Raw genomic sequence first — 25,101 nt, forward strand, 5'->3', positions numbered from 1 at the left:
GGCGATGTTCTTTCGCTGAAAAAACGCCATGAAACGCCTCTTATCCTTCCTGATTCCCGTACTGTTGAGTACTACGGCATTTACTCAATCTTTACCCATAAAACTCGACGAGTACTTCACAATAGCCGGACGCATCGGCCGGTTCAACGGGTCCGTTCTTGTTGCCCGTGGAGATACTATCCTTTTCCACAAGGCGTACGGCTGGCGTGACCTTGCCCGTCAGGTACCCAATGACACCAACAGCGTATTTCAGCTGGGGTCGATCACCAAAACGTTTACAGGCGCTGTCATTCTTCAATTGCAGGAAGAAGGAAAAGTATCGTTGAAAGATCCGCTCTCCCGCTATTTGCCCGGATATCCTTCCGGCGAAAAGATTACCCTTGAACACCTGCTGACGCACCGGTCCGGTATTCCGGATTTCAAGCAGGCGTTGTACAGCAAGGATACATCGGTGGCGCAATCGTTCTCCCGGCCGGTTTCGCACGACTATATACTTTCTTTTTTCCGGGACAAGCCGCTGGCAAGTGAACCGGGTTCGCAAACACATTACAGTAATTCGGGCTATTACCTGCTGGGGATGGTTATCGAGAAAGTAACCGGGCATCCGTTCGAAGCGGAAGTACGCCGGCGGTTTCTAACTCCCCTCCAGATGCGAAGCAGCGGCTTTGATTTCCGGAACCTCCGGATACCGGGGCGCACCACGGGGTATACCATGCAACGGGATACCGTGATGGTACCGATTGCTCCGCTGGACTCGTCAGCGGCATACGCCGCGGGAGGAATGTACAGCACTACGGGCGATCTGTTCCGGTGGGCGACGGCCGTACGCCGCAACCTGTTGCTCCGTCCGGAAACCTGGGAAGAAGCGCTGAGCGGGCATCCGGAATGGGGATACGGCTGGGGTGTCTCGGAAGTAAACGGCGACAAGCTAGCCTACCAGAATGGCAATTTACCGGGATACGGTACCTTTTTCGTTTATATTCCGAAACAGAACCTGACGATTATTCTGCTCAGTAATATCGACGACGCCAGCTATCTCTCCGACCCGGACCCGGTACTGGCAACTGTCGCCAAAATGGCATACGGCGGTCCGTACCAGCTTCCGAAGCGGCGCAGAGCCGTCTCTCCCGATCTTCTCAACGCGTATGCGGGAAAGTACCAGCTTGGCAAAGACAAGGTCGTATCCGTGACCGTCAAGGGCGGAAATCTCCTGCTAGACGTACCGGGGCAACCTACTTACCACCTTTTTGCCGAGAGTACCACGGATTTCTTTCTGGAAGAAGCGAACATCAGCTTCACATTCCACCGGGACGAGACGGGAAAAGTCAGCCGGATGACCGTCCACCAAAACGGAGATACAGAGGCTACCCGGTTGTGATTTCTTTATTTGCAACATTGTTGCATAAATACAATTCGACTTTATATTTGCAACATTGTTGCAAATATAAAGTCCCACTATGAAGAAGTCTTATCTCTTTCTCTCTCTGGCTGCCGCCTTCGTGGCGTGCGACAAGGAAAACACACCCCAACCCGTCGAAGAGTATGCGTTTGTCCGCCTGCTGGTCAACGACGAGCAGACAAACAAGCTTACTCTGCTCAGCCCCTCTTCCGGCAAAACGGAGACCTTTGAGGCCGCTTTTCCGAAGGCGGCGTTGTATACTACTGAATCGGGACGGTATGCGGCACTGGTGCATACGTCGTCCAACAAAGTCACCACGTTTGACAGCGGTCTGGAGTTACATGGCGACCACGTCGATGTCAAGGGAATCGCCAAATTCGGAATCCTGACCGCGGAAAGCGCCAAACCCACCCACTTCAAAAGTCAGGGCGGAGAGCTGATCACGTTTAATGACGGCGACGGAACGATGTCGGTCGCTCCGGAGGCGGATATTCACGCGCCCGGCGCTGTTTTCCGGTCGCTTTCAACCGGCAACAAAGCCCACCACGGCGCGATGGCGCGGTTTTCGAACGGTACTTACGCCGTCACGGAAAAAGACGGGACAGTCTCCGGTTCACTGCCGGAGCGGGTACGGATCATCGATGCAACGGGAAAAACCGTTCATGCGTCGACGCTGGCCACCGGCGGAATACACGGCAATGCATCAGATGGAAACGTAGCGGTATTCGGCTCAACGGGCGGCGTACTGGTGGTAGAAGCAAGCGGTCAGCAGCGCCTCATTCCCTACCCTGCGGCATTCGGAACGGCCTGGCTAAGCACGATTTATGAAGCCAAAGGGACGTTTGTCGGGTATTCCTCTGCCGTTGGCGCATATGAAATCGACCTCAAAAACAACGCGATCCGTCCGCTACTGGAAAACAAGGAATTGCTGCTCACCAAAATCGATGTCAGCAAAAAATACCTCCTCGGGCTGACCTATGGCGGCGTGCTGAAGGTAGTAAACCTGGCGAGCCGTTCGCTTCTCCGGGAAGGATCGGTCATACCTGCCGTTTCGAAAGAAGAAACACAAAAACCGGCGCTGGCGGCTACGTCCCGCTTCGCCTACATTACGCAGCCGAAGCAGGGAAAGGTACTCCGGATTTCGCTGGAAAACCTGTCGGATTCCCGCTCGTTTGCCGTATCGCCTACCCCGTACCAGCTGACGGTGCTGGGATATGAAACGGACGAAAGTCACTAATATCCAACCCTATACAGCAGCGGGGCGGGCCTTCGGCCCGCCCCGCTCTATGATATGCCCCAGCCTGTTCAGGCCCGCAGCTCCCTCGAAATCCGGGTATCGGCCCAGTTGAGGATGAGTTCCACCTGTTCGTCGAAGGTCAGGAACGAATTATCAAGAACAATAGCGTCATCGGCCTGCCGCAGCGGTCCTTCCGACCGGTGGGTATCGATGTAGTCGCGGGAGCGGAGATTTTCCAGTATTTCGTCGAAAGAGATCAGTTCGCCTTTTTCGAGCAGTTCGGCCTGGCGGCGCTCCGCCCGGATGATCGGGTCGGCGGTCATGAAAATCTTCAGTTCGGCACTTGGGAAAACAACGGTTCCGATGTCGCGGCCGTCCATCACCACCCCTTTGTGTTTGCCCATGCGCTGCTGCTGGGCAACCATTGCGCGCCGGACATCTACCACCGCGCTTACTTCGCTGACCATTTGGGAGATATACATCTTCCGGATTTCGTCTTCCACACACAAACCGTTCAGATAGGTTTCGTTCAGCCGTTTTTCGGGATTGAACTGAAAAGATATCTGGATTTGCTGCAGCGCATGCTGGATTTCCTTCGGATTCGTCAGCGAGACATAATGCTGATGAAAGTACAGACTGACAGCCCGGTACATAGCACCGGTGTCAATATAGCCGTAACCCAGATGTGCGGCGACAACCTTTGCGGTAGAGCTTTTTCCACAAGAAGAATAGCCGTCTATCGCGATGATGATTTTCGACATTTTTCAGAAACTCCCCGGGAAATCGGGCGGGAAGTCGTTTCATTTTAGAACTTTGGCAAAGTTGTGAAATGAAAGCTTCATCCGCGAAGACTAATCCAATAAAGTTTCCATGACGAAAATCAGTGGCCAGCTCGTCGACCTCTTCCGGCGGGAAATACGCGGCGTTACCCTCACGCTGGAAGGCGGGCGTATTGAACGCATCGAGAACAACGCCGCCGCACCGACGGATCGTTTTCTCCTGCCCGGCTTTGTCGATGCCCACGTGCACGTCGAAAGTTCCATGCTTACTCCGGCGCAATTTGCCCGGCTGGCGGTGGTACACGGTACTGTCGCGACAGTATCCGACCCCCACGAAATCGCCAATGTACTGGGGGTCAGCGGTGTGGAATATATGATTGAAAATGCCCGGCAGGTACCTTTTGTCTTTTGCTTCGGCGCGCCCAGCTGCGTACCGGCTACGGCTTTCGAAACCGCCGGCGCCGTTGTGACGCCGCAGGATATAGCATATCTTCTCAAAACCTATCCCGAAGTCGGGTACCTCGCCGAAGTCATGAACTTCCCCGGCGTCCTGAACGGAGACCCGGATATGGTGGAAAAAATCCGCATTGCGCAGGAGCTCGGCTATCCGGTCGACGGGCATGCTCCCGGCCTGCGCGGAGACGACGCCCGTCGCTATATCGAAGCCGGTTGCCAGACCGATCACGAATGTTTTACCGCCGAAGAAGCGCTCGACAAGCTCCGATATGGCATGAAAATCCTGATCCGGGAAGGTTCTGCTGCCCGGAATTTCGATGCCCTGATTCCGTTGCTGCCACAGTATGCGGATCAGTTGATGTTTTGTTCGGACGACAAGCACCCGGATGGCCTCGTACTCGGCCATATCAACCTGCTCGTCCGCCGCGCGCTGAAGCTGTACCCGGACCACCTTTTTGATATTCTCCGGGTAGCGAGCATCAATCCGGTCGAACACTACCGGCTGCCGGTCGGACTACTGCGGGAAGGCGATACGGCCGATTTTATCGTCACCGATTCGCTGACGGATTTTTCCATTCTCCAAACCTACCTACGCGGAGAGCTTGTGGCTGAAAACGGTGTTTCCCTGCTTCCGAACCTGCGCGGCGAGGCCGTGAATCAGTTCCGGGCAACGGCCAAACGACCGGAAGATTTTGCGCTGGTTTCGGACCGGAGTATCCAACCCGTCCGAACCATCGAGGTATTGGACGGACAATTGATCACGCACTCCCTGACCCGGACGCTATCCGCGCAAAATGGTCAGGTACAGACAGATACCGGGCAGGATGTATTAAAGATCGTCGTCGTCAACCGCTATGCTGACGCTCCTCCTGCTGTGGCATTCATTCATGGTTTCGGGTTGAAAGAAGGTGCGCTGGCGTCGTGCGTCGCGCATGATTCGCATAATATCGTGGCGGTGGGGGTCGATGACGAGTCCCTCTGCCAGGCCGTCAACCTCGTCATCGGGGCGCAGGGCGGGATTTCTGCCGTTGGCGCCGGTGAAGAAAAAGTACTGCCCCTGCCGGTAGCCGGTATTCTGAGCGGGGAGGACGGGTATGAAGTCGCGGCCCGGTATGGCGAGATCGATGCGTTTGCGAAATCCGCGCTCGGCTGTACACTTGCTTCTCCGTTTATGTCCCTTTCCTTTATGGCATTGCTGGTGATTCCGGAACTGAAACTGAGCGATCTCGGCCTGTTCGACGGCGCCGCTTTCCGCTTCACTGATACCCTGATCGACTGATGAAACGTTATTTTCTCCTGCTGCTTTTACCGCTGCTATCTGCCTGTTCAAACCTGGATATTCCCCAGGAAGACGTCGTGAAGGTATTGACCGAATACGGGAAGCAAAATCCTGAAACCAAAGTTGTTATCAGTACCAAATACGGGCCGATTGAGCTGAAACTGTACACGGAAACGCCGCTTCACCGGGCAAATTTTGTCCGGCTGATCAAGAAAGGATACTACGATGACCGGGGCTTTTACCGCCTCGTCAAGGGCGTCTGTATTCAGGGTGGCGGAGAGCAGAAAGATCAGTTGAATTATACGGTACCGGCAGAATTCCGGCCGAATCTCGTGCATAAAAAAGGCGCATTGTCAATGGCCCGGTATTCGGATAATAATCCTGAAAAGCGCTCTTCTTCCACGGAGTTTTTCATCGTTTCCAAAGGTATTTATTACAACGAGGAAGAATTGAAAGACTATCCGCCGGCACTGAAACAGCTATATCTGCAACAGGGAGGGGAAATCATTTTTGACAAGGAATATACCGTCTTCGGAGAAGTTACGAAAGGCCTCGACGTGGTTGATAAAATTGCGAAAGCGCCGCTGGGTGATCTGGAACGACCGGTGGAGATTGTGAAGTTTTCCATCCGGGCGGAATAGCCCCAGATCTGTTTCAAACCGTCTGTGAAGTCTGTGTCGTCTGTGAGAAAAAATCAATTGCTCACAGACGACACAGACTTCACAGACAGTTTTGTTTTTAAGCTGTCTGCTTCGTTTTCCGGACCATACGGAGTACAGATTCTTCATCCGTCAGTGTCACTACCTCGTCGAGCGGAACCCAGCGAAGGTCTTTCGACTCCGCCGTCAGCAGCAACGGCTGCGCAGGATCAGCCTTGAGCCAATAACGTACGTCGTAATGCAGGTGAGCAGGTTCCTGTTTCCGGGCGGGGATGACGTGGATATCGACGTCGAAAATACCTTTATGAAATGGCGTTACCGTCGCACCGGTTTCTTCCCAGGCTTCACGGAGGGCAACGCCCAGGACGTCGTGGTCGCCGTCGCAATGCCCGCCGGGCTGCAGCCAGCGGTCGAGCTTGGCATGGTGCACCATCAGTACCTGCGAACCCGATTCGTCTGTAATCCAGGCAGATCCGGTTACGTGACCGACTTCCAGCGTTCGCTCAAAGCAGTCCGGATGACTACGCACGAACCGTACCATATGTTGTTTCATTTCTTCTTCGGCGGCGTCCGAAGCCTCGTAGCTATCCAGTTGATAGAGCAGGTAATTCCGTTTCATAGCCGGTTGGGGCGTGATTGAGTATAGGGGGCAAAGCTACGGTGCGGGGAGTGAAGGCGAAAGAAGTTTTTGGAACGAAACGGCACGGAAGACACTACCTGACCGCCATTTGCAGCATCCGCTACGGATGTTGCAATCGGGAGGATGCGCCCGCCTTTCTTATTGATTCTCAGTCCTCGAAAGCTTATAGCAGATCTCTATTTCAACTTCACATAAATCAGCTTATTATTCCCGCTTCCGCTTTCCCGTTCATCGATTTCGAATTTGCCGACAGACTTGATCAGCATCAGGAGTTTCGGGAAGCCGTAGTTCCGGGGATCAAAGTCGGGCTTTTTCTTCAGGATGAAATTGCCGAGACTTCCGAGGAAGGCATACCCGTTTTCATCGGCGAGGTCGTTCACGCTGTCGGTGAGCAGCCTGACAATACGGGAATCCAGGCGGTTGAGCGGCTCTTTTTTGACCTTTTTCTTCGAAGGGGTATCGCCGGAATCCGGCTCCGCTGCAGTTGTATTTTTCAGAATTTCCAGGTAGATAAATTTGTCGCAGGAAGAGATAAACGGCTGCGGTGTTTTCTTTTCCCCGAAACCAATTACCAGCATACCCGATTCCCGGAGGCGGGTCGCCAGGCGGGTGAAGTCACTGTCGCTGGAAACGATACAAAAGCCGTCTACCTTATCCGAATAGAGTATATCCATTGCGTCGATGATCAACGCGCTGTCAGTTGCATTTTTTCCGCTGGTGTAGCTATACTGCTGGATGGGTGTGATGGCATTTTCAAGCAGGACGTTCTTCCAGCCGGAAACAACGGACTTGGTCCAGTCGGCATAAATCCGCTTGATGGTAGGCGTTCCATTTTTGGAGATTTCCTCCAGCATGTCCTTCACGTAGCTGTAGGAGACGTTTTCGGCATCGATCAGCACCGCGAGTCGGTATTCTTTCATATCATCGGAATTTTCAGACTCGATCTGTCTTGTTTTCAGCAAGTAACAGGTATTCTTCCGCATATCCCGTATCGGATTCGAAAAACACCTACGGATCTGCTTTGCCGGTAAATCTGCAACCGGAAGACTTCTGTTCTTTTCATTTCTCCTCCCCCTTTCAAATTCCCTCCCCATCCCCCACCTTTGCCGTCCAATTACCTTCTCGCATACACACTCATGAACACAAAACAGTTGGTGGCTCTCTCCGCGGGAGTCCTGTTCGGCCTTCAGACATTCGCCCAGCGTACGCCCTCTCCCAGCCCGGCGGCGGCTATTCACCAGACCGTCGGTATTACCGATTTCAAAGTCACGTTTTCACGCCCCAGCCTGAAGGGGCGTACCGGTTTCGGCGCGACAGCCGACGCCCAGACCGTTCGCCAGTACGGTCAGCTCTGGCGGACCGGCGCCAACGCCGCTACCACCGTTGAGCTCAGTACCGACGCGACCTTCGAAGGGCAAACCCTTCCGGCCGGCAAGTACTCGCTCTTCAGCATTCCGGTGGCTACGGGCAACTGGACCATCATCTTCAACAAGGATGTTAATGCCTCTGAGCAGAGCTACAAGCAGGAAAACGACGCCCTGCGCCTGTCTGTCGCCCCGAAAAACCATCCGCGCCTCGAAAGCTTTACGATCTGGTTTTCTGACCTGACCGACAACACGGCGAACCTCAACTTCTGCTTCGACCAGACGCAGATCGTTCTTCACGTAGGGGTGGATACCAAGGGCCTCGTGCAGGCAGGTATCGACAAAGCCCTCGCCGAGAAACCCGAAGACGCCGCTACCAACCAGCGCGCTGCTTCCTACTACCTCAGCAGCGGTGAAAACCTGGAAAAAGGCGTTTCCCTGATCGACAAAGCCCTGGCTTCCGGTGAAAACTACTCCAAGCTGTGGACCAAAGCCCAGCTCCTCATGAAGCTTGCCAAGTACAAGGATGCCCTGCCGCTCGCTCAAAAGGCACTCTCCCTCGGCAATGCCAATCCCGACGGCGCCTTCAGCACCTTCTTCAAAGGTCAGATCGAAAACGGCATCCAAGACATCCAGTCCAAACTGCCGGCAGTAGAAGACGTGAAAAAGGTTATTCCGTCGAAGAAAAAGAAAAGCTGAGAAAGCAGTTTTCGGTTTACAGTTTTCAGTTTACGGTCCTGGTACCCCAAACTGAAAACTGTAAACCAAAAACTGAAAACTGAAAAATTCCCCATGTCCTCCTTCCTCGCTCCCGGCGCCTGTATAATGGGCGATGTCACCCTGGGTGACGATTCTTCGGTCTGGTACAATGCCGTTCTCCGCGGAGATGTGGAGGCGATCCGCATCGGCGACCGCACCAATATCCAGGATACGGCAGTAATCCACGCCGATCCGGGTGATCCGACCGTGATCGGGAATGACGTAACCGTCGGGCATGGCGCTATCGTACACGGGGCAACCGTCGGCGACGGCTCCCTCATCGGCATGCGGGCAACCGTCCTCAACAAAGCCCGTATCGGGCGTTTCTGCCTCATCGGAGCGAATGCGCTGGTGACAGAAGGAATGGAAATTCCGGATTATTCCCTTGTGCTGGGCGTACCGGCGAAGGTCTTGAAAACGTTCGACCCGGCCGTGATCGAGGCAAAGCTCCTCGCCAGCGCACAACATTATGTGGAAATGGGGCACAGGCATGCGTCCGGTGAATTTCCGCTGCGGGAGTCCGATCAGCGGCTTTCACGGTAGCTGACGCCAATGGGCAGCAGCTTCTCCCCGATCTTCACTTCGTACCGGTCTACCTTCTCGATTTTTTCGGTATTGATGAGATACGACCGGTGAATACGCTTGAAAAAAGGCAGTATTTCCTGCGCTTCCTGCATCGTCAGGCGGGAGGCGATCTTCTGATTTCCGGCCAGTACAAACACCACGTAATTTCCCCCCGCTTCAAGGTACAGGATGTCAGCCAACCGGACCCGTACCTGCTCGTACCCCGTCTTCACCATGAGGTAGTCGTTCTGCTCCGGCGTGCGGACATGCGCGAAGGCCTTCTGGCAGGCTTTCAGAAACCGCGCATAGGCAAAAGGCTTCAGGAGGTAATCCACGGCGTCGAGGTTAAAGCCTTCGACGGCGTGCTCGGAGTATGCCGTCGTAAACACGACCATCGGCGGTTTCCGCAGACTCTTCAGGAAATCGATACCTGACAGGTCCGGCATTTTGATGTCGAGAAAGAGCAGGTCTACGTGATGGCGCTGCAGGTAATCAAGCGCCTGGAATGCATCCGTAAAGCTTTCTTTCAGTTCGAGAAAAGGGACCCGACCGGCAAAATTTTCGAGTATCCGGAGGGCGGCTGGTTCGTCGTCGATCGCAATGGCCGTCATGCTTTTCGTTTCAGTTCGAGGTGGATGGAATATTCTTTACGTGTTTCGTGGATTTGCAGGTCATACCGGTCGGGCAGCAGTAATTCCAGCCGCTTCCGGACATTTTCCAGCCCGATACCCGACGCAGCCGATTCCGGATCGTTCTCCTGTTTCGGATGCAGGCTATTCTGTACCTCAAAGACGACCGCTTCCGGGCGGCATTCGAGCCGGACAAAGACCCAGCTGGGTTGCCGCAGGCTGATACCGTGCTTGAACGCGTTTTCCACAAAAGGTACCAGCAGCAGGGGCGGTATCTGCATCGGGCAGGCCTCTTCCGGCATTGTTACCTGAATATCGATAGTATCCGGCAAACGCAGGCGCTGGAGGTGAATGTATTCGCGGAGGTAATCGAGCTCGCGGGAGAGGTGTATCAGGTCCCGGGCATTATCGTGCAGCATAAACCGCATCATATCTCCCAGCTTCTGAATCCCTTCGGCGGTCGTTTCAGCCTGCTCCTGCAAAGCCGACGCGTATAAAGTATTCAGTGCGTTGAAGAGGAAATGCGGGTTGATCTGGGCTTTGAGAGACGCCAGCTCCGCCTGCCCTACCTGCACGGTCTGACGCAACGCACGGCCTTCCTCCAGTTTCCGGTACAGCCAATACCCTATCATATACACCAGCGAGCAGGCGACGGCCCAATGTACCAGCCAAACCCAGAACAGGCTCCGGATGTTGAATACCGTATTGATCATCTGCGAAGCCACCAGCGTAATCGCCGCCGCGACAAGCAGGTAAATCCCGACCCAGATAGGCGTTTTCCAATCCCGCCTCGGAAAAACCAGGAACAACAGCACCAGCAGGCATGTGTACCAGCAAGGCAGGGAAAATACCAGTAGTCCGCTCCAGAATTGGGTCAGCAGAATATCGAATATATGGATACCGACGATCGTCGCCAGCCAGGCATACCCCGCGAAGAGTACCCAGGCAAGGAGGGTGGAGTAGCGGCTTTCGCGCCGGAGCAGCCTGTACACCACCTGGGCCGCGATTTCATATAGTATAATGCTGAAAACGACGACAAAATCGTCTACGATACGCGGGTATTCCCGCTCGGCAAAGGTGTAGGCGATCTCTCCGTTTTCCATGAAAACCTCCGGTACTTTCCGGAACTCCAGAAAAATCACCTGTCCGGCGACGTAGACCGCCGCCGCACCGAAAAAGACCAGAATTGATCGCCAGGGTTGTTTCCGGAACGACGGAACGACGTAAAAGTGGACGATGGCCCACGCGCCGAGTATCCCGACGCGGACGGCTATTTCCGGCAGAAAATCATCGTACAGCAGGAAAAACTCACGGGTATACTGCTGATACTCCGGGAGGTGCCCGCGGAACTGCCGCAAAACGATCCCGGACCGTTCGATGGCGTCCCGCAGGCAGGCAAAGATGCCTCCCAGAAGAAAAAACAATCCGACGACCATCTCCAGCCGCCGGAAATTAAGAACTCGTTTCATGGCTTTACGGAAGTTAACAGGACAGGCAGCTGGTTGGCTCCCAGCCAGAGCAGCAAAAGCAGGCAAATGAAAAGGAGCAGTTTCATGGGCGTCAGATTGATGCTCCAAAACTGCTCCTTTTTCCAGTGCCTGTGGGACGAATGGGTTGAAACCCACCGAAAATGGGACGAACTAGGGCGTCTTCTGTTCCAGCGAATCTTTGGCTGCTTTGGCCTCCCGCTTTGCCTTCTTTTTGAAGAAACCGCGGAGGAGGAAATTATGCTGCGCGGCCTCCAGGTCTTCGTCGAGCTTCTTGCTGCTGGTGCCGAGGTATTTGAGGGTCGTCTTCAGATCGGCAGCCGCCTGGGGATCGTTCAGCAGGGTGCCGATGGCGTTGTCCGAGCGCGTCAGCTTCTCGCTGGCGGCGGCAAAATTGTTCGAGGCGGCATTGGCTTTACTGACGGCTTCGGAAGCTTTTCCGGCGATTTCCTGAGCGGTGGTGGCCGTCTTTTTCAGTTGGGCGACGGAGCTGCGGATCCCGGCAAATACCGATGTATCCGTTACCAGTTCGTTGGCCAGCGTACCCTTGGTCTGAAGTTTACCGGCGTAGGATGAAAGGGAACCCGAAAGCCGCTCGGCATTCTGGGCCGCTTTTTGCAGGTGCATGACTGTCGCCCGGAATTCCTCCGCCAGCAATGAATCGGTCAGTACCGCGCCTACCGTGCCTTTTCCGCGGGCTATTTTGGAAACCAGTCCCTTGAAATCCGTCGTGATTTTCAACAGGTTCTTGTTGTTTTCCTGCAGCGTTTCCATGATCTGATCGGTACCGAGGACTGTTTTGGCGCGGAGAATATCGCCGTCTTCCACAGTTGCGATCTGGGGACTTCCGCCGCCGATGACCACGATTTTATTCCCGATAAATCCTTCGGAACTGATCGCCGCTTCGGCGTCCTTGTGGATGTACTGCTGGGCTTCTTTTTCAATATTCATCGATACTTCCACCTGGGACTTGCCGTAGAAGTGAATCGCCCTGACGGTGCCGATCTTCACGCCGGAAAACCAGACGTTATTGCCCACCTTGAGCCCGCCGACGTCGTCAAAGACCGCCGCGACCTCAATGCTTTTGATAAACCGTTTCTGCTGTCCGCCCAGAAACAGTACCCCGACGATGAAAATGACAATGCCGAGAAAGATGAATATGCCTACCTGAACAGACCGTTTGTTTTCGTTCATCCGTCTATAAAATTATAATCGTAGAAACTTTTAACCCGCTCATCCTGAGAGTCGAATACTTCGGCAAATGAGCCCTGACGCTGAAACTGCCCGTCGAGCAGCATGGCGATGCGGTCGCCCGTACTTTTCGCGCAGGTCAGGTCATGAGTAATGATGATGGAAGTGGTATTGTGCTGTACCTGTACCTGGTTGATGAGGTTGTTGATCTCGCCGGAGGTAATCGGATCGAGGCCGGCGGTCGGTTCGTCGTAAAGCATGATTTCCGGCTTCAGGATCAGCGTCCGGGCGATGCCGATCCGCTTCCGTTGCCCGCCCGAGAGCTCCGACGGCATCTGGTTGATGGTATGCGCCAACCCGACGTCCTCCAGCGCTTCCTCCACTTCCCGGTTGATATCTGCCCGGGAAAGGTTCCGGACGTTCCGGACAAGGGGAAACTCAAGGTTTTCCCGCACCGTCATACTGTCGTACAACGCGCTGTTTTGAAAGGAGAAGCCGATTTTGAGACGAAGCTCCGCGAGCTCACGCGGCGATAGTTCCCCTACTTCCTGCCCGAGTACTTTCACGCTGCCTTCGTCGGCCGTCAGCAGTCCTGAAATAATCTTGATGAGAACCGATTTGCCGGTACCCGACCGACCGAGTACGACCAGGTTTTCGCCCTGGTAGACATCCAGATCGACGCCCCGGAGTACTTCCAGGTCACCGAAGGCCTTTTTCAGGTTCCGGATCGAAATGATGAGCTTATCGTGGTTGATCGATTTCTTCATTGCATTACGAGGGCCGTAGGGCCGAAACGATCTGCAGGGCGATCAGTTCTTCAATAAAAATCAAAAACATCGACGTCACCACAGCGGTATTCGCCGCCTTGCCAACTCCCTCCGTTCCTTTCGACGAATGGTAGCCCTTGTAACAGCCTACCGCTCCGATCGTAAAGCCGAACACGAACGACTTGATCACCGAGGAAAATACATCCAGGAAGGTAATGGCGTTGAATACCTGCGTGATATAGGTCTGAAAGCTGGTAGCCTCGTTCTGGTGAACGTTGATATACGCGCCCATCAGGGCTACCGCCACAGTATAGATCATCAGGATCGGAATCATAAATGTCGTCGCAAAGACGCGGCTCACCACCAGAAACTTGAACGGGTTGGTAGCCGATACCTCCATCGCGTCGATCTGCTCGGTTACTTTCATGGAACCGAGTTCCGCGCCGATATTGGACCCTACTTTACCGGCGGCGATCAGGGCCGTAACCAGCGGCGCGAGCGCCCGCACAATGGCAATGGCGATGAGCGCCGGCAGCCAGGAAGTAGCGCCGAATTCGGACAGAGAGGGCCTGGACTGGTTCGTGAAGACAATCCCGGTAATAAAACCGGTCAGGGAAATCAGCGGCAGGGATTTGTATCCTACCTCAAAGCATTGCTTGACGATTTCCCGGAATTCGTACGGAGGAAGAAACGCTTCTTTGAAAATCCGGCCTACAAATGCCGAAACGGCATACATTTCCAGAAAGAAGCGATCGAGCCGGCGGGTTAAAACCGGCTTCTCCGGACCTTTTTGTTCATTCATTCGCTTGACTACTATTGACTGTGACAGGCGTTTCCTCCGCTGTGATCGCGGGGTTTCTACTGAATGAAACCGCCGCGGAGGCCATTTGTTTCGGATCCTGATCCGGTCGGATAAAAAACCGTACCCGAAAACAATCGGCCGAAGATACAGCATCCTCGGGCCGGGCGAAAGCATTCCGGCTAAAAACAGGATCAACGGAGCGGCGCGGGGGTCAGCGGAGGCCGTAGTCAAGCGGTAGCATATCTCCCATTTTTTCCCAACCCCAGTACCCTTCAAAGAGTACATCCAGCGGCTCGAAAAACGCGCCGTTTTCTTCCAGTATCACGGGATTACGCAGGGAAATGACGGAAGTCTGGAAAGTCGGCTGCCGGCGCCGGAACATACTCTGCGCCGCGACATAGGCTTCTTCTTCCTTTTCTCCGGTGAATACCACCTGGAAGTATCCTTCAAACGCCAGGCGGTATTCCGGCCCGGCTACCAGGTAAGTATCATAGGATACGCGGGCGGTATCAAGTTTTTCAATGATTTTCGGGAGGCTGGCCTTGGAGAGCAGTTGCTGGTCGCGGTCGTCCGGACGGAGAATATTCCCGGCCCGGATCCGGTCCCGTACGGCCTGCAGCTCGGCTTCCGTCGGCCGGTTCGGATTCGGGATGCGCAGCAGCCGGCGCAGGTTAAAACCTTCCTGCTCGAGGCGGCGCTGGCGCAGGGCGCGGACAAAATGCATGGCCGAGCCCCGGTAGGCTTCCTCCCGGCGGCGTGCCCAGCGGCGCTGTTTTGCTTTTCCGCCGGTCATCGGCCGGAAATTCGGATAACCCAGAAAAGAGGTATAGCCGCCGCGTAAATCGGCCTGAAACTCGGTCAGCAGGTAAACAATGGTATAGCCCAGTTCGGGGTTTTCGATTTCCAGGGGTTCGTCGCACTTCACCTGCAGCACGCCTTTTTCCGCGTCGAAAAAGATTACCAGCTTGTTTTCATTACGGATGCGGCAGGACGTAGCAAACTTGCTTCTCCCGAGAAAATGGTCTTTAAAAAGGCGCAGGTTTTCATACCAGGACGCATCGCGTTTGGCTTTGACCGAGACGGTTGCCAGGACGGTTTCCTTCTGCCGCAGCCGGAAAACCAGCGCGCCCGGCGGCGTACCTTCCAACGCATAGATCAGCGGCTCATAGCCCACCGACGAAACGACGAGCTCATGCCGGCCGGGTTTTACCTGAAGCGAAAACGCACCTTTTTCATCCGTCAGAGCGCCGATTGTTGTGTTATTGACGTATACGGAAACAAACGGAACAGGTTTCCCCGTCTTCTCATCTTCCACCCGCCCGCGAACCGTCTGCCCGAACGAAACCCAGGCCAGCAGGATGCCCATACCTGTCAGAAAAAGGATCTTATGCATATTCCGAAATTTTCGTAATACTACAGCTTTTTCGTAACAGAAGCACAAAAAAGCCGGCCGGTCTTGCGACCGGCCGGCTATATCGTTTCGGGAAGACCTCAGAACGCCCCGTAAGCGCGCTCGTTGCCTTTTCCGACCATGTAGTTGACAAACGCCTGGTTTACCACCTTGTTGCCACCCGGCGTCGGGTAGTCGCCGGTGAAGTACCAGTCGCCCGAATGACCCGGGCAGGCAGTATGCAGGCCGTCTACCGTCTGGTAAATGACGGAGATTTCTGCCTGGCAGTTTTTCGGCGTCACGATCTCGGCGATTTTCCGGGAGATCTGTTCATCCGTAAACGGCTCATACAGGGCTTTGACGAAGTTTTGCTGGTGGGCAAAATCGTTCTCCAGCGCATCCTTGCACTTGGCGAAGGTTTCATCGAGCAGCTCTTCGCGGTTGTTCTCTTCGAGGAGCTTGAGCACGGCACGGAACGCCACGAAATCCTTCATCTTCGACATATCGATGCCGTAGCAGTCGGGATAGCGGATTTGCGGAGCGGAGCTGACGATGACGATCTTTTTGGGAGACAGCCGGTCGAGCATCCGGAGAATGGACCGCTCGAGGGTAGTGCCCCGTACAATGGAGTCATCGATCAGCACGATGGTATCCTGATGCTCCTTCACAACGCCGAACGTCGTTTCGTACACGTTGGATACCATTTCGTCGCGGTGCGCGTCATCGGTGATGAACGTCCGCAGCTTCACGTCTTTCGAGATCAGCTTTTCGGTACGCGGGCGGAATGAAAGCAGTCGCTCGAGGTCCTCCTCAAACAGCAGCCCTTCCCGGATGTGGCGCTTGCGCTCCTTGACCAGGTATTCGTCCAGCCCTTCTACCAGACCGAAAAATGCCGTTTCGGCGGTATTCGGGATGTAGCTGAAAACGGTATTGGCGAGATCGTTGTCGATTTCCTTCAGAATCTGGGGCAGTACCAGTTTGCCCAGCTTCTTCCGCTCGTGGTAGATATCCGGATCGGAGGCCCGGGAGAAGTAAATCCGCTCGAACGAGCAGGACTTCTTCGGCAGAGGCTCGAGGAATTCTTCCTGGCGGTATTCACCCGACACGTCGATGACCATCGCGTGGCCGGGTTTGATTTCTTCGATATCGGAGTAGTCGCAATTGAACGACATCTTGATCGCCGGCTTTTCGGATGCGACGACGATTACTTCGTCGTCGGCATAGTAGTAAGCCGGGCGGATGCCAGCCGGGTCGCGGGCCACAAACGCAGCGCCGGTACCGGTCATTCCACACATGGTGTAGCCGCCATCGAAATCCCGGCAGGAGCGTTGCAGCACGCGGCCGAGGTCGATATTGCCTTCAATGAGGGTGGAAAGTTGCTTGTTGTCTTCCGGGAAGAGCGGCTTGAAGTGGTCGAATTGCCGCTGTACTTCTTCGTCCAGGAAGTGGCCGATTTTTTCCATCACGGTGACGGTATCGACCTTGTCTTTGGGGTGCTGACCGAGGGAGACGAGCTTGTCGAAGAGACTGTCGACGTTCGTCATGTTGAAGTTACCGGCTACTACCAGGTTCCGGCTCTTCCAGTTATTCTGCCGCAGGAAAGGGTGGCAGTTTTCGATTTCGTTTTTGCCGTGTGTACCGTACCGGAGGTGTCCCATCCAGACTTCACCCGTAAACCCGTAATGCTGCTGGAGCCACTCCGCATTTTTGAACTGCTTCGGATCTTCCTTCTCTGCCTTGCGGAATTTTTTGTTGACCTTCTCGAAGATGTCTTCGATGGGTTTGGATTCGACCGAGCGGTACCGGCTGATGTAGCGGTTTCCCGGAGGAACATGGAGTTTGATATTCGCGATCCCCGCGCCGTCCTGACCACGATTGGCCTGCTTATTCATCAGCAGGGCCATTTTGTTTACGGCATAAAGCGGTGTGCCGTATTTGTCAATGTAGTATTGGAGCGGTTTGCGAAGGCGGAGAAGTGCGATACCACACTCGTGCTTGATTTCGTCGGACATGGAAATGTCGTTTTGACTGCTCGCTTAAGAAGTAAGTTCGATGAACCGAAATTACAACTTTCGGCCCGTAAAGGTTCAACAAAACTTCATAAAAAATTCATACCCTGTTCAACGTCCGAATCGAACTTGGAATTATACTATTCCCTTTCTTTCCCTTCAAAATACGGTCCGGAATGGCTATCAGGCGACCAAAGAAACACCCGCCGGAAGCCCATTATCCGATATCAAACAGAATAAAATTTTAATTTTCAGGCCAAATACAGACGATTCGTCAGGTCAATGAAAATACTATACTTCGGAAAGTTTGTTACAGCCGGCTTATCCAGTTGAACAACCAGTCTGACCGCAGGAAAAGCAGCACCACCGGAACAGTCAGAATCGCGCCGAGCAGCAATTGCGCGGGAGACAGCCGTATGCCCTGCCCTTCCGCCCGCTCCGGCCGGAAAAACAGGGCAAACGGAATCCGGACGTAGACGGCCAGCGACACCGCCGTGTTGAACAACCCGAATACAAACAAGGTCAGAAACAACCCCGAGTGGGATAACTGGTACCCGTCCCACAGCGAGCTGAAGAGAAAGAGCTTCGCCGTAAACCCGACTGTCATGGGAATACCGACGAGGGAAAGTAAAGCTATCGTCAGCATCACGCCGGCGAGGGGCTGGTTTCGTCCCAATCCGTCGAAACCGGAGATCGTAAAGTCGTTGCGGCTGCGGCCGGGAGAAAGTACGTCGACCAGATAGAAAGATCCCATCGTCCCGAACAAATACGCCCCGAGGTAGAAAATAACCGTTTGCAGCCCCAATTCAGAAAAGGCCGTCAATCCGACCAGCACAAAACCGGACTGGGCAATAGACGAATATGCCAGAAGCCGCTTGGCATCCTTTTGCCAGAGAGCGGAAAAGTTACCTACGGTGATTGTCGCCAGCGAAATGACTGCCAGCACCGGCTGAAAATCCACCAGCGAAACACTGAGAAACCGCATCAGCACCAGAAAAGCTACGGCCTTGGGTGCGACAGAGAAAAAGGAAGCCACCGGGGTTTCAGCCGCTTCGTATACATCCGGATTCCAGACGTGAAGGGGTACTGCCGATATCTTGAAAAGCAACCCGCTGATCGCCAGCAACACCGCCGTTCCGGATACCAGCGGATCGGTTTCGACGAGTGCGCGCGTGAAGGCGGGATTCAGAAAATCGAGGGTCGATGTGATTCCGTAGAGCAGACTCATGCCGTAGAGCATCAGTCCGGACGAAACCGATCCGAATAGTACGTACTTCATTCCCCCTTCCGCACTTTTCCGGTCACCGCGAAAGGCCGTGAGAATATAGCTGGAGATGGAAACGATTTCCAGGGAAAGATATACCGTCAGGAGATTCGCGGCCATGGCCAGTACCAGCAGCCCGAGTATCAGACCGATCAGTACCGAAAAAAACTCGCCCGACCACTTCCGCCCGGTCAGCCAGCTATGCAGCACCGTGATCAAACCGGCCAGGAGGACAAACAGCTTGAAATACAATGACTTCCCATCGATCACCAGCATACGGCCAAACAAAAAACCGGGTGTCAGCTCCTTCCACTGCCGGATAACGAGCCAGCTTGTTATCAGCAAAATACCTGCCGTCACCGCATGAAAGGCACTTCCCTTCTCCGAGCGGTCGATCAGATCCCAGGCGATCACACCGGCAAATGCGGCGATCAGCCAGAGTTCCGGCGTCAGGCCGGGTACGCTTTGGAGAATATGGGTTAACTCTTGCAGCATCTACAAACAGGTTAGAATTTCTTGAGAAATTCCATCACGTAGCCTTCGGTAATGGAAAAGAGTGTTCCGGGCAGTATCCCGAACGCCAGGGAAAGCAGTCCGAGCGGTACCAGCATCGCCTTTTCGCGGAAGGTCAGGTCGGTCAGTACCGAAGTATCGTGCATTGTCCAGGTTTTACCGAGGAATACCCGCTGGAACGTCCAGAGGAAATATCCTGCGCCGAGTACCAGCCCAAAGCCGCCCGCGACCACCATCCATACCGGAACATAGGTGGAGTTGAAAGCGCCCATCAGGCTGAAAAATTCCCCGATAAAACCGGAGAAACCGGGAAGGCCGAGGGAGGCAAAGAACGCGACGGCCGTCCATGCCGCATAAGAGGGCATAGGCGTCGCCAGCCCCCGGTATCCGTCGATGCTGCGGTCGTGCGTACGTTCGTAAATCACGCCTGCGACGAGGAAGAGCATCGGGGAAAGAATTCCGTGGGAAAACAGCTGATAGATCGCGGCGTTCGCGCCCTCCGGCGTCAGCGCCGCCAGGCCGAGCAATACAAAACCCATGTGGGAAACGGAAGAATAGGCAATCATCCGTTTTAAATCATTCTGACTCAAGGCATTGAACGCGCCGTAAACGATACTGAGTACACCCAGCCCGGCGATCCAGGCAGCGAAATACACCGCGCCGTCCGGAAAGAGTTCATAGGCAATCCGGAAGAAACCATACCCGCCGATTTTGAGCAGAATACCTGCCAATACCACTGAAATAGGCGTCGGCGCTTCGACGTGGGCGTCGGGTAGCCACGTATGCAGGGGTACCATCGGCAGCTTTACCGCAAAACCGATAAACAGCAGGGCAAACGCCAGCAACCTCGCCGACATGCCGAAAATCTCATGGCCGGCCATGGTACTCAGGAGCGACTCCGGTACATAGTTCGCCGGGTCAGACAGGTAGCGCAGATCGAAGGTATGAACCAGCTGAGCCGGGTCGACCTGGAGCTGGGAAATAGCGAGGTGTACCTGATCGAGTACCTGATCGGTGATCATGGCGCGGTCCTTAACCAGCCCGACTGAAAGCGCCGTCTCCGCCGGATCTACCGCCGAAAGGTACAGGGCGATCATCACCAGCAGGATAAATACCGAGCCAGCCAGCGTATAGAGGAAGAATTTCAGACTGGCATATTCCCGCCTCGGGCCGCCCCACAGACCGACGAGGAAGTACATCGGCAGCAGCATGAACTCAAAAAAGAGGAAGAAGAGGAACAGATCGAGGGCAACGAAACAACCGACGACCGTCCCCGTCAGCAGCAGGTACAGCGAAAAATAGGCCTTTTCCTTTGTTTTGATTTCGAAGGACGAAACCGCTCCAACCAGCATAACGAGACTCGTCAGCCAGACCATCGGCAGGCTCAGCCCGTCTACTCCCAGCGCATAATCAATGGAAATAACGCCGAACTGCCCAAGGGTGAGGGTAATCCAGTCGAACGTCTCTGTAAACTGATAACCAATCAATTGCTTGTCGAAACTCAGCCAAAGCCAGCTGCTCAGCGCGAGGTGCAGGGCGCAGAGAACCAGCGTCACCCAACGGAAAACCGGTCTGGCCGAATCCGGCAGGCAAAGCAGCCCGATCGCTCCAAGCAAAGGAAGAAAAATAAGGGTCGTCAGGATAGGCATTTCAGTCAGTTTACCAGGTCCACCAGATTAAAAGCACGGCCAGGCCGAGTACTGCGACGATGACGTAGGACTGGGCAGCACGCCCCTGCATACGCCGGGTCATTCCCCCGATCCACCCGGAAAGCCAGGCGATTCCGGTGGGAATACCGTCGACCAGGTACCGGTCCGTCCACCCCGCCAGGTGCGCCAGCACTACCTGCGCCTTAGCGCTGAGGATCACCGCGTTGTCGATCACAACACGATCCAGCCAGGCCGACGCGCGGGCCGCTTTCAACACAGGTGCGACAAAAAACACATCATACAAAGGATCGAGCAGCGGAAGCTCTTTTTCATTCCGTACCACACCGCCGTGGTACCTGGCCCAGGCCAGACCAAAGCCGGCGGCCGCTACAGCCACCGATCCGGCGGCTACCCAGGGCGAAAAGTGATCACCCAGCGGATTCAGGGAAAAAACAAAAGCCGTTGACAATCCGGCAAGCAATACCAGCGGCGTTTTGATCAGCCAGGTTGACTCGTGCACATGCGCGAAGCCCAGCATCGGATTCCGCCATTCACCCCAGAAAACCTGAAGCCATTGCTTGGTCATGTAAAAGGCTGTCAGGCCGGCCGAAACGAGCGCAGTTACAGGGAAAATGATTTTCCAGGAATGTGCGGTGAGCGTAAACGCCTCGTGCAGTATTTCATCTTTCGATAAAAAACCGGAGGTCAGCGGCAACCCGGCCAGCGCTGCGGCGCAGATGGTATAAGCCCAGAACGTCACCGGGAGTTTTTTCCGGAGACCGCCCATGATCCGTACATCCTGCGCATCGAAGCCATGCCCGGCGTGGTGAAGGCTATGGATAACCGATCCGGACGAAAGGAACAGACCGGCTTTAAAGAAAGCATGTGTAAACAGGTGAAAAAGCGCCGCCTGCGGAGCACCCACACCCACCGCCAATACCATCAGCCCCAGTTGCGACACCGTGGAATAAGCCAGGGTTTTCTTGATATCCGTTTGCCGCAGGGCATACACAGCTCCCATCAGCATGGTCATGGCGCCGATCGTGGCGACAACCGCCAGTGCGTCGGGCGTCAGTATCGGGAAAATACGGGCAAGGAGAAATACGCCTGCGGCGACCATCGTGGCCGCGTGAATCAGTGCCGATACCGGAGTAGGCCCTTCCATCGCATCCGGAAGCCAGACGTGCAGCGGAAACTGAGCAGATTTGGCGATCGTCCCGCAGAACAGCAGCAACCCTATGACAGTCAGGTACGTATCCGGAGCGGCAGCAGACAATACAGCATAATCGAGGGAGCCAAAGCGGTGCCATACGCCGAAAATACCGAGCGCCAGGCCTACGTCGCCTACCCGGTTGACGAGAAATGCCTTCTTGGCAGCCGCCGTCGCTTCTTTTTTCTGATACCAGAATCCGATCAGGAGGTAGGAACTCACGCCGACGAGTTCCCAGAAAATATAGAGAATGAGCAGGTTATCCGCCAGGACAATCCCGAGCATCGATCCGACGAAGAGCTGTAGAAAAGCAAAGTACCGGTACCGCCCGTCTTCCTCCCGCATGTATTCAATCGAGAACAGCTGCACCAGTGACGCCACAAAAAGCACCAGCAACAGCATGCGGACAGAAAGGATATCTACCTGAAACCCGAAACGGAAGGCTTCCTTCAATTCAAACCAGACAAAGGAAACAGAAGACAGCGGCCCGGAACCCAGCCAGGTCGTCAGACCGAGACCCGCCAGCGAAAAGCACAATCCGATCCAGCCGGCTCCATTATCGACTTTTTTCCCCGAAAGTATCAGCAGCAGGAACCCAGCGAACGGCAAAAACAGAATTGTCCGGAGAAGTAGTTCGGGGTGCATGAATCAAAGCAATGAAATAGATTTAAGGCAGTATTTCGACTGCTTTCTGCCGTAAACCTCGTTAATTCGTCGGCAAATATCCGTCGGGACGACGGTAAAACCAACCTATCCGCTAGACAAATCCTTGAGATTTTTATTTATTTAGTCTATTTCCAAATTATTCCCCTTTTCTGCTTGGAACCGAAACCTGTTTCTTTTTCGCAAACGACCATCACGGAACTCATGATTCCGAGCTATGCCAACTTCGGCGGAAAAATTCACGGCGGTATCCTCCTGTCACTCATGGATAAGGTAGCGTATGCCTGCGCGGCGAAGCACGCCGGAACCTATGTGGTAACGGTGGCGGTGGAAAACGTGGAATTTTTGCAGCCTGTTGAAGTAGGGCAGTTGGTATCGCTGCTGGCATCGGTCAATTACGTCGGAAAGAGCTCGCTGATCGTAGGTATACGCGTCGTAGCGGAATCGATCAAAACCGGCGAGCAGGTTCACACGAATACGAGCTATTTTACGATGGTAGCAAAAGACGAAGTAACGAACCAGCCGACGACCGTCCCTCCCCTCCTGCTCGAAACCCGCGACGAGGTACGGCGTTTTCTCGAAGCGATGAAGCGGAAAGAACTGCGCAAGATCCACCGGACGGAGCTGGACAACGCTAAAACCTCGCTGGAAGTGGCCGAAAGCCTGAACCTGCTGATGAATGAGCGGGCCGTCGTGGCCTGCGAGCTATAATACCTGATACAGCCGACGATTTATCGACTATTGCATACAATTGAATGAAAAGAGTAGCTCTGATTGTGGTCGTACTTGCCGTCGCGGCAGGCTTAACGCAATTCGCCTACAAACAGTACACCCGGCGCTTCAGCCCGGAGGCGCAGGCGTCCTTTGCCAATGATGGCCTGAAAGTGACGGTAGACTATTGCCAGCCGGCACGGAAGGGCCGCCTGATCTTCGGTGATTCGGCGGCACGTGCGCTGGTACCTTACGGTAAAGTATGGAGGACCGGCGCCAATGAGGCGACGCGGATTACTGTAAACGAGAATATTATGCTGGCCGGCACTCCCCTGAAAGCCGGAGAGTATTCGCTGTGGACCATTCCCGGCAAGGAAGACTGGCAGGTGGTAATCAACCGGGAAACCGGGCAGTGGGGTACCCAGTATGATGCGGCTCAGGATGTTTTCCGGACGAAGGTCAGCAGCGAACACGTTCCGGAAATCCACGAATTATTCGAAATCAGCTTTGTTCCCCAAACCGGAGGAACGGACATGATCCTGCAATGGGATCAGACAAAGGTCAATATTCCTATCAGGCTGGAGTAGCTATTTTTCTTGCATGCTTTGTACTTCGTCGATCTGAACCGTATTGAAATGACGAAATACCTGTAGTACAATCGCCAATGCCACCGATACTTCGGCTGCGGCGACAATGATCACGAACAAGCCGAAAAACTGCCCGGTCAGCGATGGGTCAAACCGGCTGAACGCGACCAGATTCAGGTTGGCGGCGTTGAGCATCAACTCAACCCCCATCAGTACCACAATCGCATTGCGCTTGACGATCACCATCGCCAGGCCAATGCTGAATAACAGGGCCGCCGTCAGCAGAAAGTACGAAAGAGGAAGAATCATCCCTGCGTTTTATTGGTAGTGGATGCCAGGTATGCGGCGCCGATCAGCGCGATCAGCAGCAGTATTCCTGCCAGTTCAAACGGAAAAACATAGTCCGTCATGAGTCCTGTTCCGAGGTCATGGATCGTTGTTTTCCGCGCAATCGGCTCATAATGCCCCGCTTCTACCCGCTGAAAACGGGCGCGGGAGAGTACCGTCGAAAGTACCGCAAAAAGCGCCCCGGCTACGAGTACACCCCAGAATGTCCGCCTGTGCTCGGTGAGTATGCGGCTCGGCAGGCCTGTCGATTTCGACTCCTTCTTCCGCGTCAGCATCACCCCGAAAACAAGCAGCACCAGAATTCCACCCACGTATACCATGATTTGGGTAATCGCGAGGAAATCCGCTCCCGCAAACACATACAGGGCCGACATCCCCAGAAACGTCACCATCAACCCGAACGCCGAATACAGGACATTCCGGCTCACGAGTACAAATACAGCTGAAGCGAGCGTCAATACGACAAAAAAGAGAAAGACGAAGGCGATCATGACTGGCTGGGCCGCTTGAATACGGGTTTAAAGGATTTTCCTCCCGGCTTTGGCGCGGGGTCCGGCCCCGGAGTTTCCTCCGCCGGCGGTATCGCAGGAACGGCTTTTGACTCCTCAGCCTTCATTTCCGGTGCAACCGGTTCTTCTGCCGGCTCCACTTCTTCCGCAGCAACAGCTTTTTTGAAGGTCGGTTTGAATGCCGGGCGGGCCGGTTTTGCAGGTTCTTCGGCTATTGCTTCCGGAGCAGCTGGCTC

23 protein-coding genes and 1 pseudogene are annotated in these 25,101 nt (G+C 54.6%); 8 read left to right on the top strand and 16 right to left on the bottom strand.

Annotated features, from left to right (window positions below):
• Positions 1-28: 28 nt before the first annotated feature.
• Both BLR09_RS11460 and BLR09_RS11465 read left to right on the top strand, forming a co-directional pair.
• Positions 29-1,378, top strand: coding sequence for a serine hydrolase (locus BLR09_RS11460; protein WP_093201936.1), 1,350 nt, complete (start codon positions 29-31; stop codon positions 1,376-1,378).
• 79 nt (positions 1,379-1,457) lie between these two features.
• Positions 1,458-2,636, top strand: a complete 1,179-nt coding sequence (locus BLR09_RS11465; protein WP_093201938.1) for a hypothetical protein — start codon at positions 1,458-1,460, stop codon at positions 2,634-2,636.
• Between the two features lie 68 nt (positions 2,637-2,704).
• Here the strand turns inward: BLR09_RS11465 and cmk are convergent, their stop codons facing one another.
• Positions 2,705-3,397, bottom strand: a complete 693-nt coding sequence (gene cmk / locus BLR09_RS11470; RefSeq protein ID WP_093201941.1) for a (d)CMP kinase — start codon at positions 3,395-3,397, stop codon at positions 2,705-2,707.
• A 109-nt stretch (positions 3,398-3,506) separates the two neighbouring features.
• On the opposite strand from cmk, the gene ade reads away from it, so the two are divergent.
• The gene (gene ade / locus BLR09_RS11475; RefSeq protein WP_093201943.1) at positions 3,507-5,150 is read left to right on the top strand and encodes an adenine deaminase; all 1,644 of its coding nucleotides are present in this window, start codon (positions 3,507-3,509) and stop codon (positions 5,148-5,150) included.
• Positions 5,150-5,791: a peptidylprolyl isomerase gene (locus tag BLR09_RS11480; protein ID WP_093201946.1), complete on the top strand. Its 642-nt coding sequence runs from the start codon at positions 5,150-5,152 to the stop codon at positions 5,789-5,791. The genes ade and BLR09_RS11480 overlap by 1 nt, the downstream gene beginning before the upstream one ends.
• Before the next feature lie 97 nt (positions 5,792-5,888).
• On the opposite strand, the gene BLR09_RS11485 is transcribed toward BLR09_RS11480, so the two are convergent.
• The gene (locus tag BLR09_RS11485) at positions 5,889-6,428 is read right to left on the bottom strand and encodes an NUDIX hydrolase (protein WP_093201949.1); all 540 of its coding nucleotides are present in this window, start codon (positions 6,426-6,428) and stop codon (positions 5,889-5,891) included.
• Between the two features lie 197 nt (positions 6,429-6,625).
• Positions 6,626-7,369, bottom strand: a complete 744-nt coding sequence (locus tag BLR09_RS11490; RefSeq protein ID WP_093202861.1) for an NYN domain-containing protein — start codon at positions 7,367-7,369, stop codon at positions 6,626-6,628.
• A gap of 216 nt (positions 7,370-7,585) precedes the next feature.
• Here BLR09_RS11490 and BLR09_RS11495 point away from each other — a divergent pair, with 216 nt between their 5' ends.
• Both BLR09_RS11495 and BLR09_RS11500 read left to right on the top strand, forming a co-directional pair.
• Complete coding sequence (locus BLR09_RS11495) at positions 7,586-8,512, top strand: DUF2911 domain-containing protein (RefSeq protein ID WP_093201951.1); 927 nt, start codon at positions 7,586-7,588, stop codon at positions 8,510-8,512.
• 93 nt (positions 8,513-8,605) lie between these two features.
• Positions 8,606-9,115 (top strand): gamma carbonic anhydrase family protein, encoded by a 510-nt coding sequence (locus BLR09_RS11500; protein WP_093201954.1) that lies wholly within the window; start codon positions 8,606-8,608, stop codon positions 9,113-9,115.
• On the opposite strand, the gene BLR09_RS11505 is transcribed toward BLR09_RS11500, so the two are convergent.
• From BLR09_RS11505 to nuoL, 10 genes are all read right to left on the bottom strand, one after another.
• Positions 9,097-9,747 carry a LytR/AlgR family response regulator transcription factor gene (locus BLR09_RS11505; protein ID WP_093201956.1) on the bottom strand — a complete coding sequence of 217 codons (651 nt, stop codon included), beginning with the start codon at positions 9,745-9,747 and terminating at the stop codon, positions 9,097-9,099. The genes BLR09_RS11500 and BLR09_RS11505 overlap by 19 nt on opposite strands.
• Positions 9,744-11,234, bottom strand: coding sequence for a sensor histidine kinase (locus BLR09_RS11510; RefSeq protein WP_218126648.1), 1,491 nt, complete (start codon positions 11,232-11,234; stop codon positions 9,744-9,746). Before BLR09_RS11510 ends, BLR09_RS11505 begins: the two co-directional genes overlap by 4 nt.
• A gap of 171 nt (positions 11,235-11,405) precedes the next feature.
• Positions 11,406-12,446 carry an MlaD family protein gene (locus BLR09_RS11515; protein ID WP_093201961.1) on the bottom strand — a complete coding sequence of 347 codons (1,041 nt, stop codon included), beginning with the start codon at positions 12,444-12,446 and terminating at the stop codon, positions 11,406-11,408.
• On the bottom strand, positions 12,443-13,210 hold the full coding sequence (locus tag BLR09_RS11520; protein ID WP_093201964.1) for an ABC transporter ATP-binding protein: 768 nt from the start codon (positions 13,208-13,210) through the stop codon (positions 12,443-12,445). The genes BLR09_RS11515 and BLR09_RS11520 overlap by 4 nt, the downstream gene beginning before the upstream one ends.
• A gap of 4 nt (positions 13,211-13,214) precedes the next feature.
• Positions 13,215-14,012 carry an MlaE family ABC transporter permease gene (locus BLR09_RS11525; RefSeq protein ID WP_093202863.1) on the bottom strand — a complete coding sequence of 266 codons (798 nt, stop codon included), beginning with the start codon at positions 14,010-14,012 and terminating at the stop codon, positions 13,215-13,217.
• A 211-nt stretch (positions 14,013-14,223) separates the two neighbouring features.
• The gene (locus BLR09_RS11530) at positions 14,224-15,405 is read right to left on the bottom strand and encodes a carboxypeptidase-like regulatory domain-containing protein (protein ID WP_093201966.1); all 1,182 of its coding nucleotides are present in this window, start codon (positions 15,403-15,405) and stop codon (positions 14,224-14,226) included.
• 98 nt (positions 15,406-15,503) lie between these two features.
• Entirely contained in the window at positions 15,504-17,414 is a 1,911-nt protein-coding gene (locus BLR09_RS11535) for an amidophosphoribosyltransferase (RefSeq protein WP_093201969.1), read from the bottom strand.
• A gap of 307 nt (positions 17,415-17,721) precedes the next feature.
• Positions 17,722-19,170: an NADH-quinone oxidoreductase subunit N gene (locus tag BLR09_RS11540; RefSeq protein WP_093201972.1), complete on the bottom strand. Its 1,449-nt coding sequence runs from the start codon at positions 19,168-19,170 to the stop codon at positions 17,722-17,724.
• Positions 19,171-19,181: 11 nt separating this feature from the next.
• The gene (locus tag BLR09_RS11545; RefSeq protein WP_093201974.1) at positions 19,182-20,837 is read right to left on the bottom strand and encodes a complex I subunit 4 family protein; all 1,656 of its coding nucleotides are present in this window, start codon (positions 20,835-20,837) and stop codon (positions 19,182-19,184) included.
• A gap of 10 nt (positions 20,838-20,847) precedes the next feature.
• Positions 20,848-22,692 (bottom strand): NADH-quinone oxidoreductase subunit L, encoded by a 1,845-nt coding sequence (nuoL, locus tag BLR09_RS11550; RefSeq protein WP_093201977.1) that lies wholly within the window; start codon positions 22,690-22,692, stop codon positions 20,848-20,850.
• 174 nt (positions 22,693-22,866) lie between these two features.
• Between nuoL and BLR09_RS11555 the strand changes: the two genes are divergently transcribed.
• Both BLR09_RS11555 and BLR09_RS11560 read left to right on the top strand, forming a co-directional pair.
• Positions 22,867-23,421 (top strand): acyl-CoA thioesterase, encoded by a 555-nt coding sequence (locus BLR09_RS11555; protein ID WP_245689910.1) that lies wholly within the window; start codon positions 22,867-22,869, stop codon positions 23,419-23,421.
• A 44-nt stretch (positions 23,422-23,465) separates the two neighbouring features.
• Entirely contained in the window at positions 23,466-24,008 is a 543-nt protein-coding gene (locus tag BLR09_RS11560; protein WP_093201979.1) for a DUF2911 domain-containing protein, read from the top strand.
• Here the strand turns inward: BLR09_RS11560 and nuoK are convergent, their stop codons facing one another.
• From nuoK to BLR09_RS25690, 3 genes and pseudogenes are all read right to left on the bottom strand, one after another.
• The gene (nuoK, locus tag BLR09_RS11565; protein WP_093201982.1) at positions 24,009-24,317 is read right to left on the bottom strand and encodes an NADH-quinone oxidoreductase subunit NuoK; all 309 of its coding nucleotides are present in this window, start codon (positions 24,315-24,317) and stop codon (positions 24,009-24,011) included.
• Positions 24,314-24,847, bottom strand: coding sequence for an NADH-quinone oxidoreductase subunit J family protein (locus tag BLR09_RS11570; protein WP_093201984.1), 534 nt, complete (start codon positions 24,845-24,847; stop codon positions 24,314-24,316). Before BLR09_RS11570 ends, nuoK begins: the two co-directional genes overlap by 4 nt.
• Positions 24,844-25,101 (bottom strand): annotated as a pseudogene (locus tag BLR09_RS25690) (hypothetical protein); the annotation flags it as partial. The gene BLR09_RS11570 and the pseudogene BLR09_RS25690, both read right to left, overlap by 4 nt.

The organism is Siphonobacter aquaeclarae (assembly GCF_900103285.1).
Classification (GTDB): Bacteria; Bacteroidota; Bacteroidia; order Cytophagales; family Spirosomataceae; genus Siphonobacter; species Siphonobacter aquaeclarae.

Bases quoted from the DNA above. Each gene is read 5' to 3' on its own strand.
- BLR09_RS11460 (WP_093201936.1), top strand. From the start codon at position 29: ATGAAACGCCTCTTATCCTTCCTGATTCCCGTACTGTTGAGTACTACG.
- BLR09_RS11465 (WP_093201938.1), top strand. From the start codon at position 1,458: ATGAAGAAGTCTTATCTCTTTCTCTCTCTGGCTGCCGCCTTCGTGGCG.
- cmk (WP_093201941.1), bottom strand. From the start codon at position 3,397: ATGTCGAAAATCATCATCGCGATAGACGGCTATTCTTCTTGTGGAAAA.
- ade (WP_093201943.1), top strand. From the start codon at position 3,507: ATGACGAAAATCAGTGGCCAGCTCGTCGACCTCTTCCGGCGGGAAATA.
- BLR09_RS11480 (WP_093201946.1), top strand. From the start codon at position 5,150: ATGAAACGTTATTTTCTCCTGCTGCTTTTACCGCTGCTATCTGCCTGT.
- BLR09_RS11485 (WP_093201949.1), bottom strand. From the start codon at position 6,428: ATGAAACGGAATTACCTGCTCTATCAACTGGATAGCTACGAGGCTTCG.
- BLR09_RS11490 (WP_093202861.1), bottom strand. From the start codon at position 7,369: ATGAAAGAATACCGACTCGCGGTGCTGATCGATGCCGAAAACGTCTCC.
- BLR09_RS11495 (WP_093201951.1), top strand. From the start codon at position 7,586: ATGAACACAAAACAGTTGGTGGCTCTCTCCGCGGGAGTCCTGTTCGGC.
- BLR09_RS11500 (WP_093201954.1), top strand. From the start codon at position 8,606: ATGTCCTCCTTCCTCGCTCCCGGCGCCTGTATAATGGGCGATGTCACC.
- BLR09_RS11505 (WP_093201956.1), bottom strand. From the start codon at position 9,747: ATGACGGCCATTGCGATCGACGACGAACCAGCCGCCCTCCGGATACTC.
- BLR09_RS11510 (WP_218126648.1), bottom strand. From the start codon at position 11,234: ATGAAACGAGTTCTTAATTTCCGGCGGCTGGAGATGGTCGTCGGATTG.
- BLR09_RS11515 (WP_093201961.1), bottom strand. From the start codon at position 12,446: ATGAACGAAAACAAACGGTCTGTTCAGGTAGGCATATTCATCTTTCTC.
- BLR09_RS11520 (WP_093201964.1), bottom strand. From the start codon at position 13,210: ATGAAGAAATCGATCAACCACGATAAGCTCATCATTTCGATCCGGAAC.
- BLR09_RS11525 (WP_093202863.1), bottom strand. From the start codon at position 14,012: ATGAATGAACAAAAAGGTCCGGAGAAGCCGGTTTTAACCCGCCGGCTC.
- BLR09_RS11530 (WP_093201966.1), bottom strand. From the start codon at position 15,405: ATGCATAAGATCCTTTTTCTGACAGGTATGGGCATCCTGCTGGCCTGG.
- BLR09_RS11535 (WP_093201969.1), bottom strand. From the start codon at position 17,414: ATGTCCGACGAAATCAAGCACGAGTGTGGTATCGCACTTCTCCGCCTT.
- BLR09_RS11540 (WP_093201972.1), bottom strand. From the start codon at position 19,170: ATGCTGCAAGAGTTAACCCATATTCTCCAAAGCGTACCCGGCCTGACG.
- BLR09_RS11545 (WP_093201974.1), bottom strand. From the start codon at position 20,837: ATGCCTATCCTGACGACCCTTATTTTTCTTCCTTTGCTTGGAGCGATC.
- nuoL (WP_093201977.1), bottom strand. From the start codon at position 22,692: ATGCACCCCGAACTACTTCTCCGGACAATTCTGTTTTTGCCGTTCGCT.
- BLR09_RS11560 (WP_093201979.1), top strand. From the start codon at position 23,466: ATGAAAAGAGTAGCTCTGATTGTGGTCGTACTTGCCGTCGCGGCAGGC.
- nuoK (WP_093201982.1), bottom strand. From the start codon at position 24,317: ATGATTCTTCCTCTTTCGTACTTTCTGCTGACGGCGGCCCTGTTATTC.
- BLR09_RS11570 (WP_093201984.1), bottom strand. From the start codon at position 24,847: ATGATCGCCTTCGTCTTTCTCTTTTTTGTCGTATTGACGCTCGCTTCA.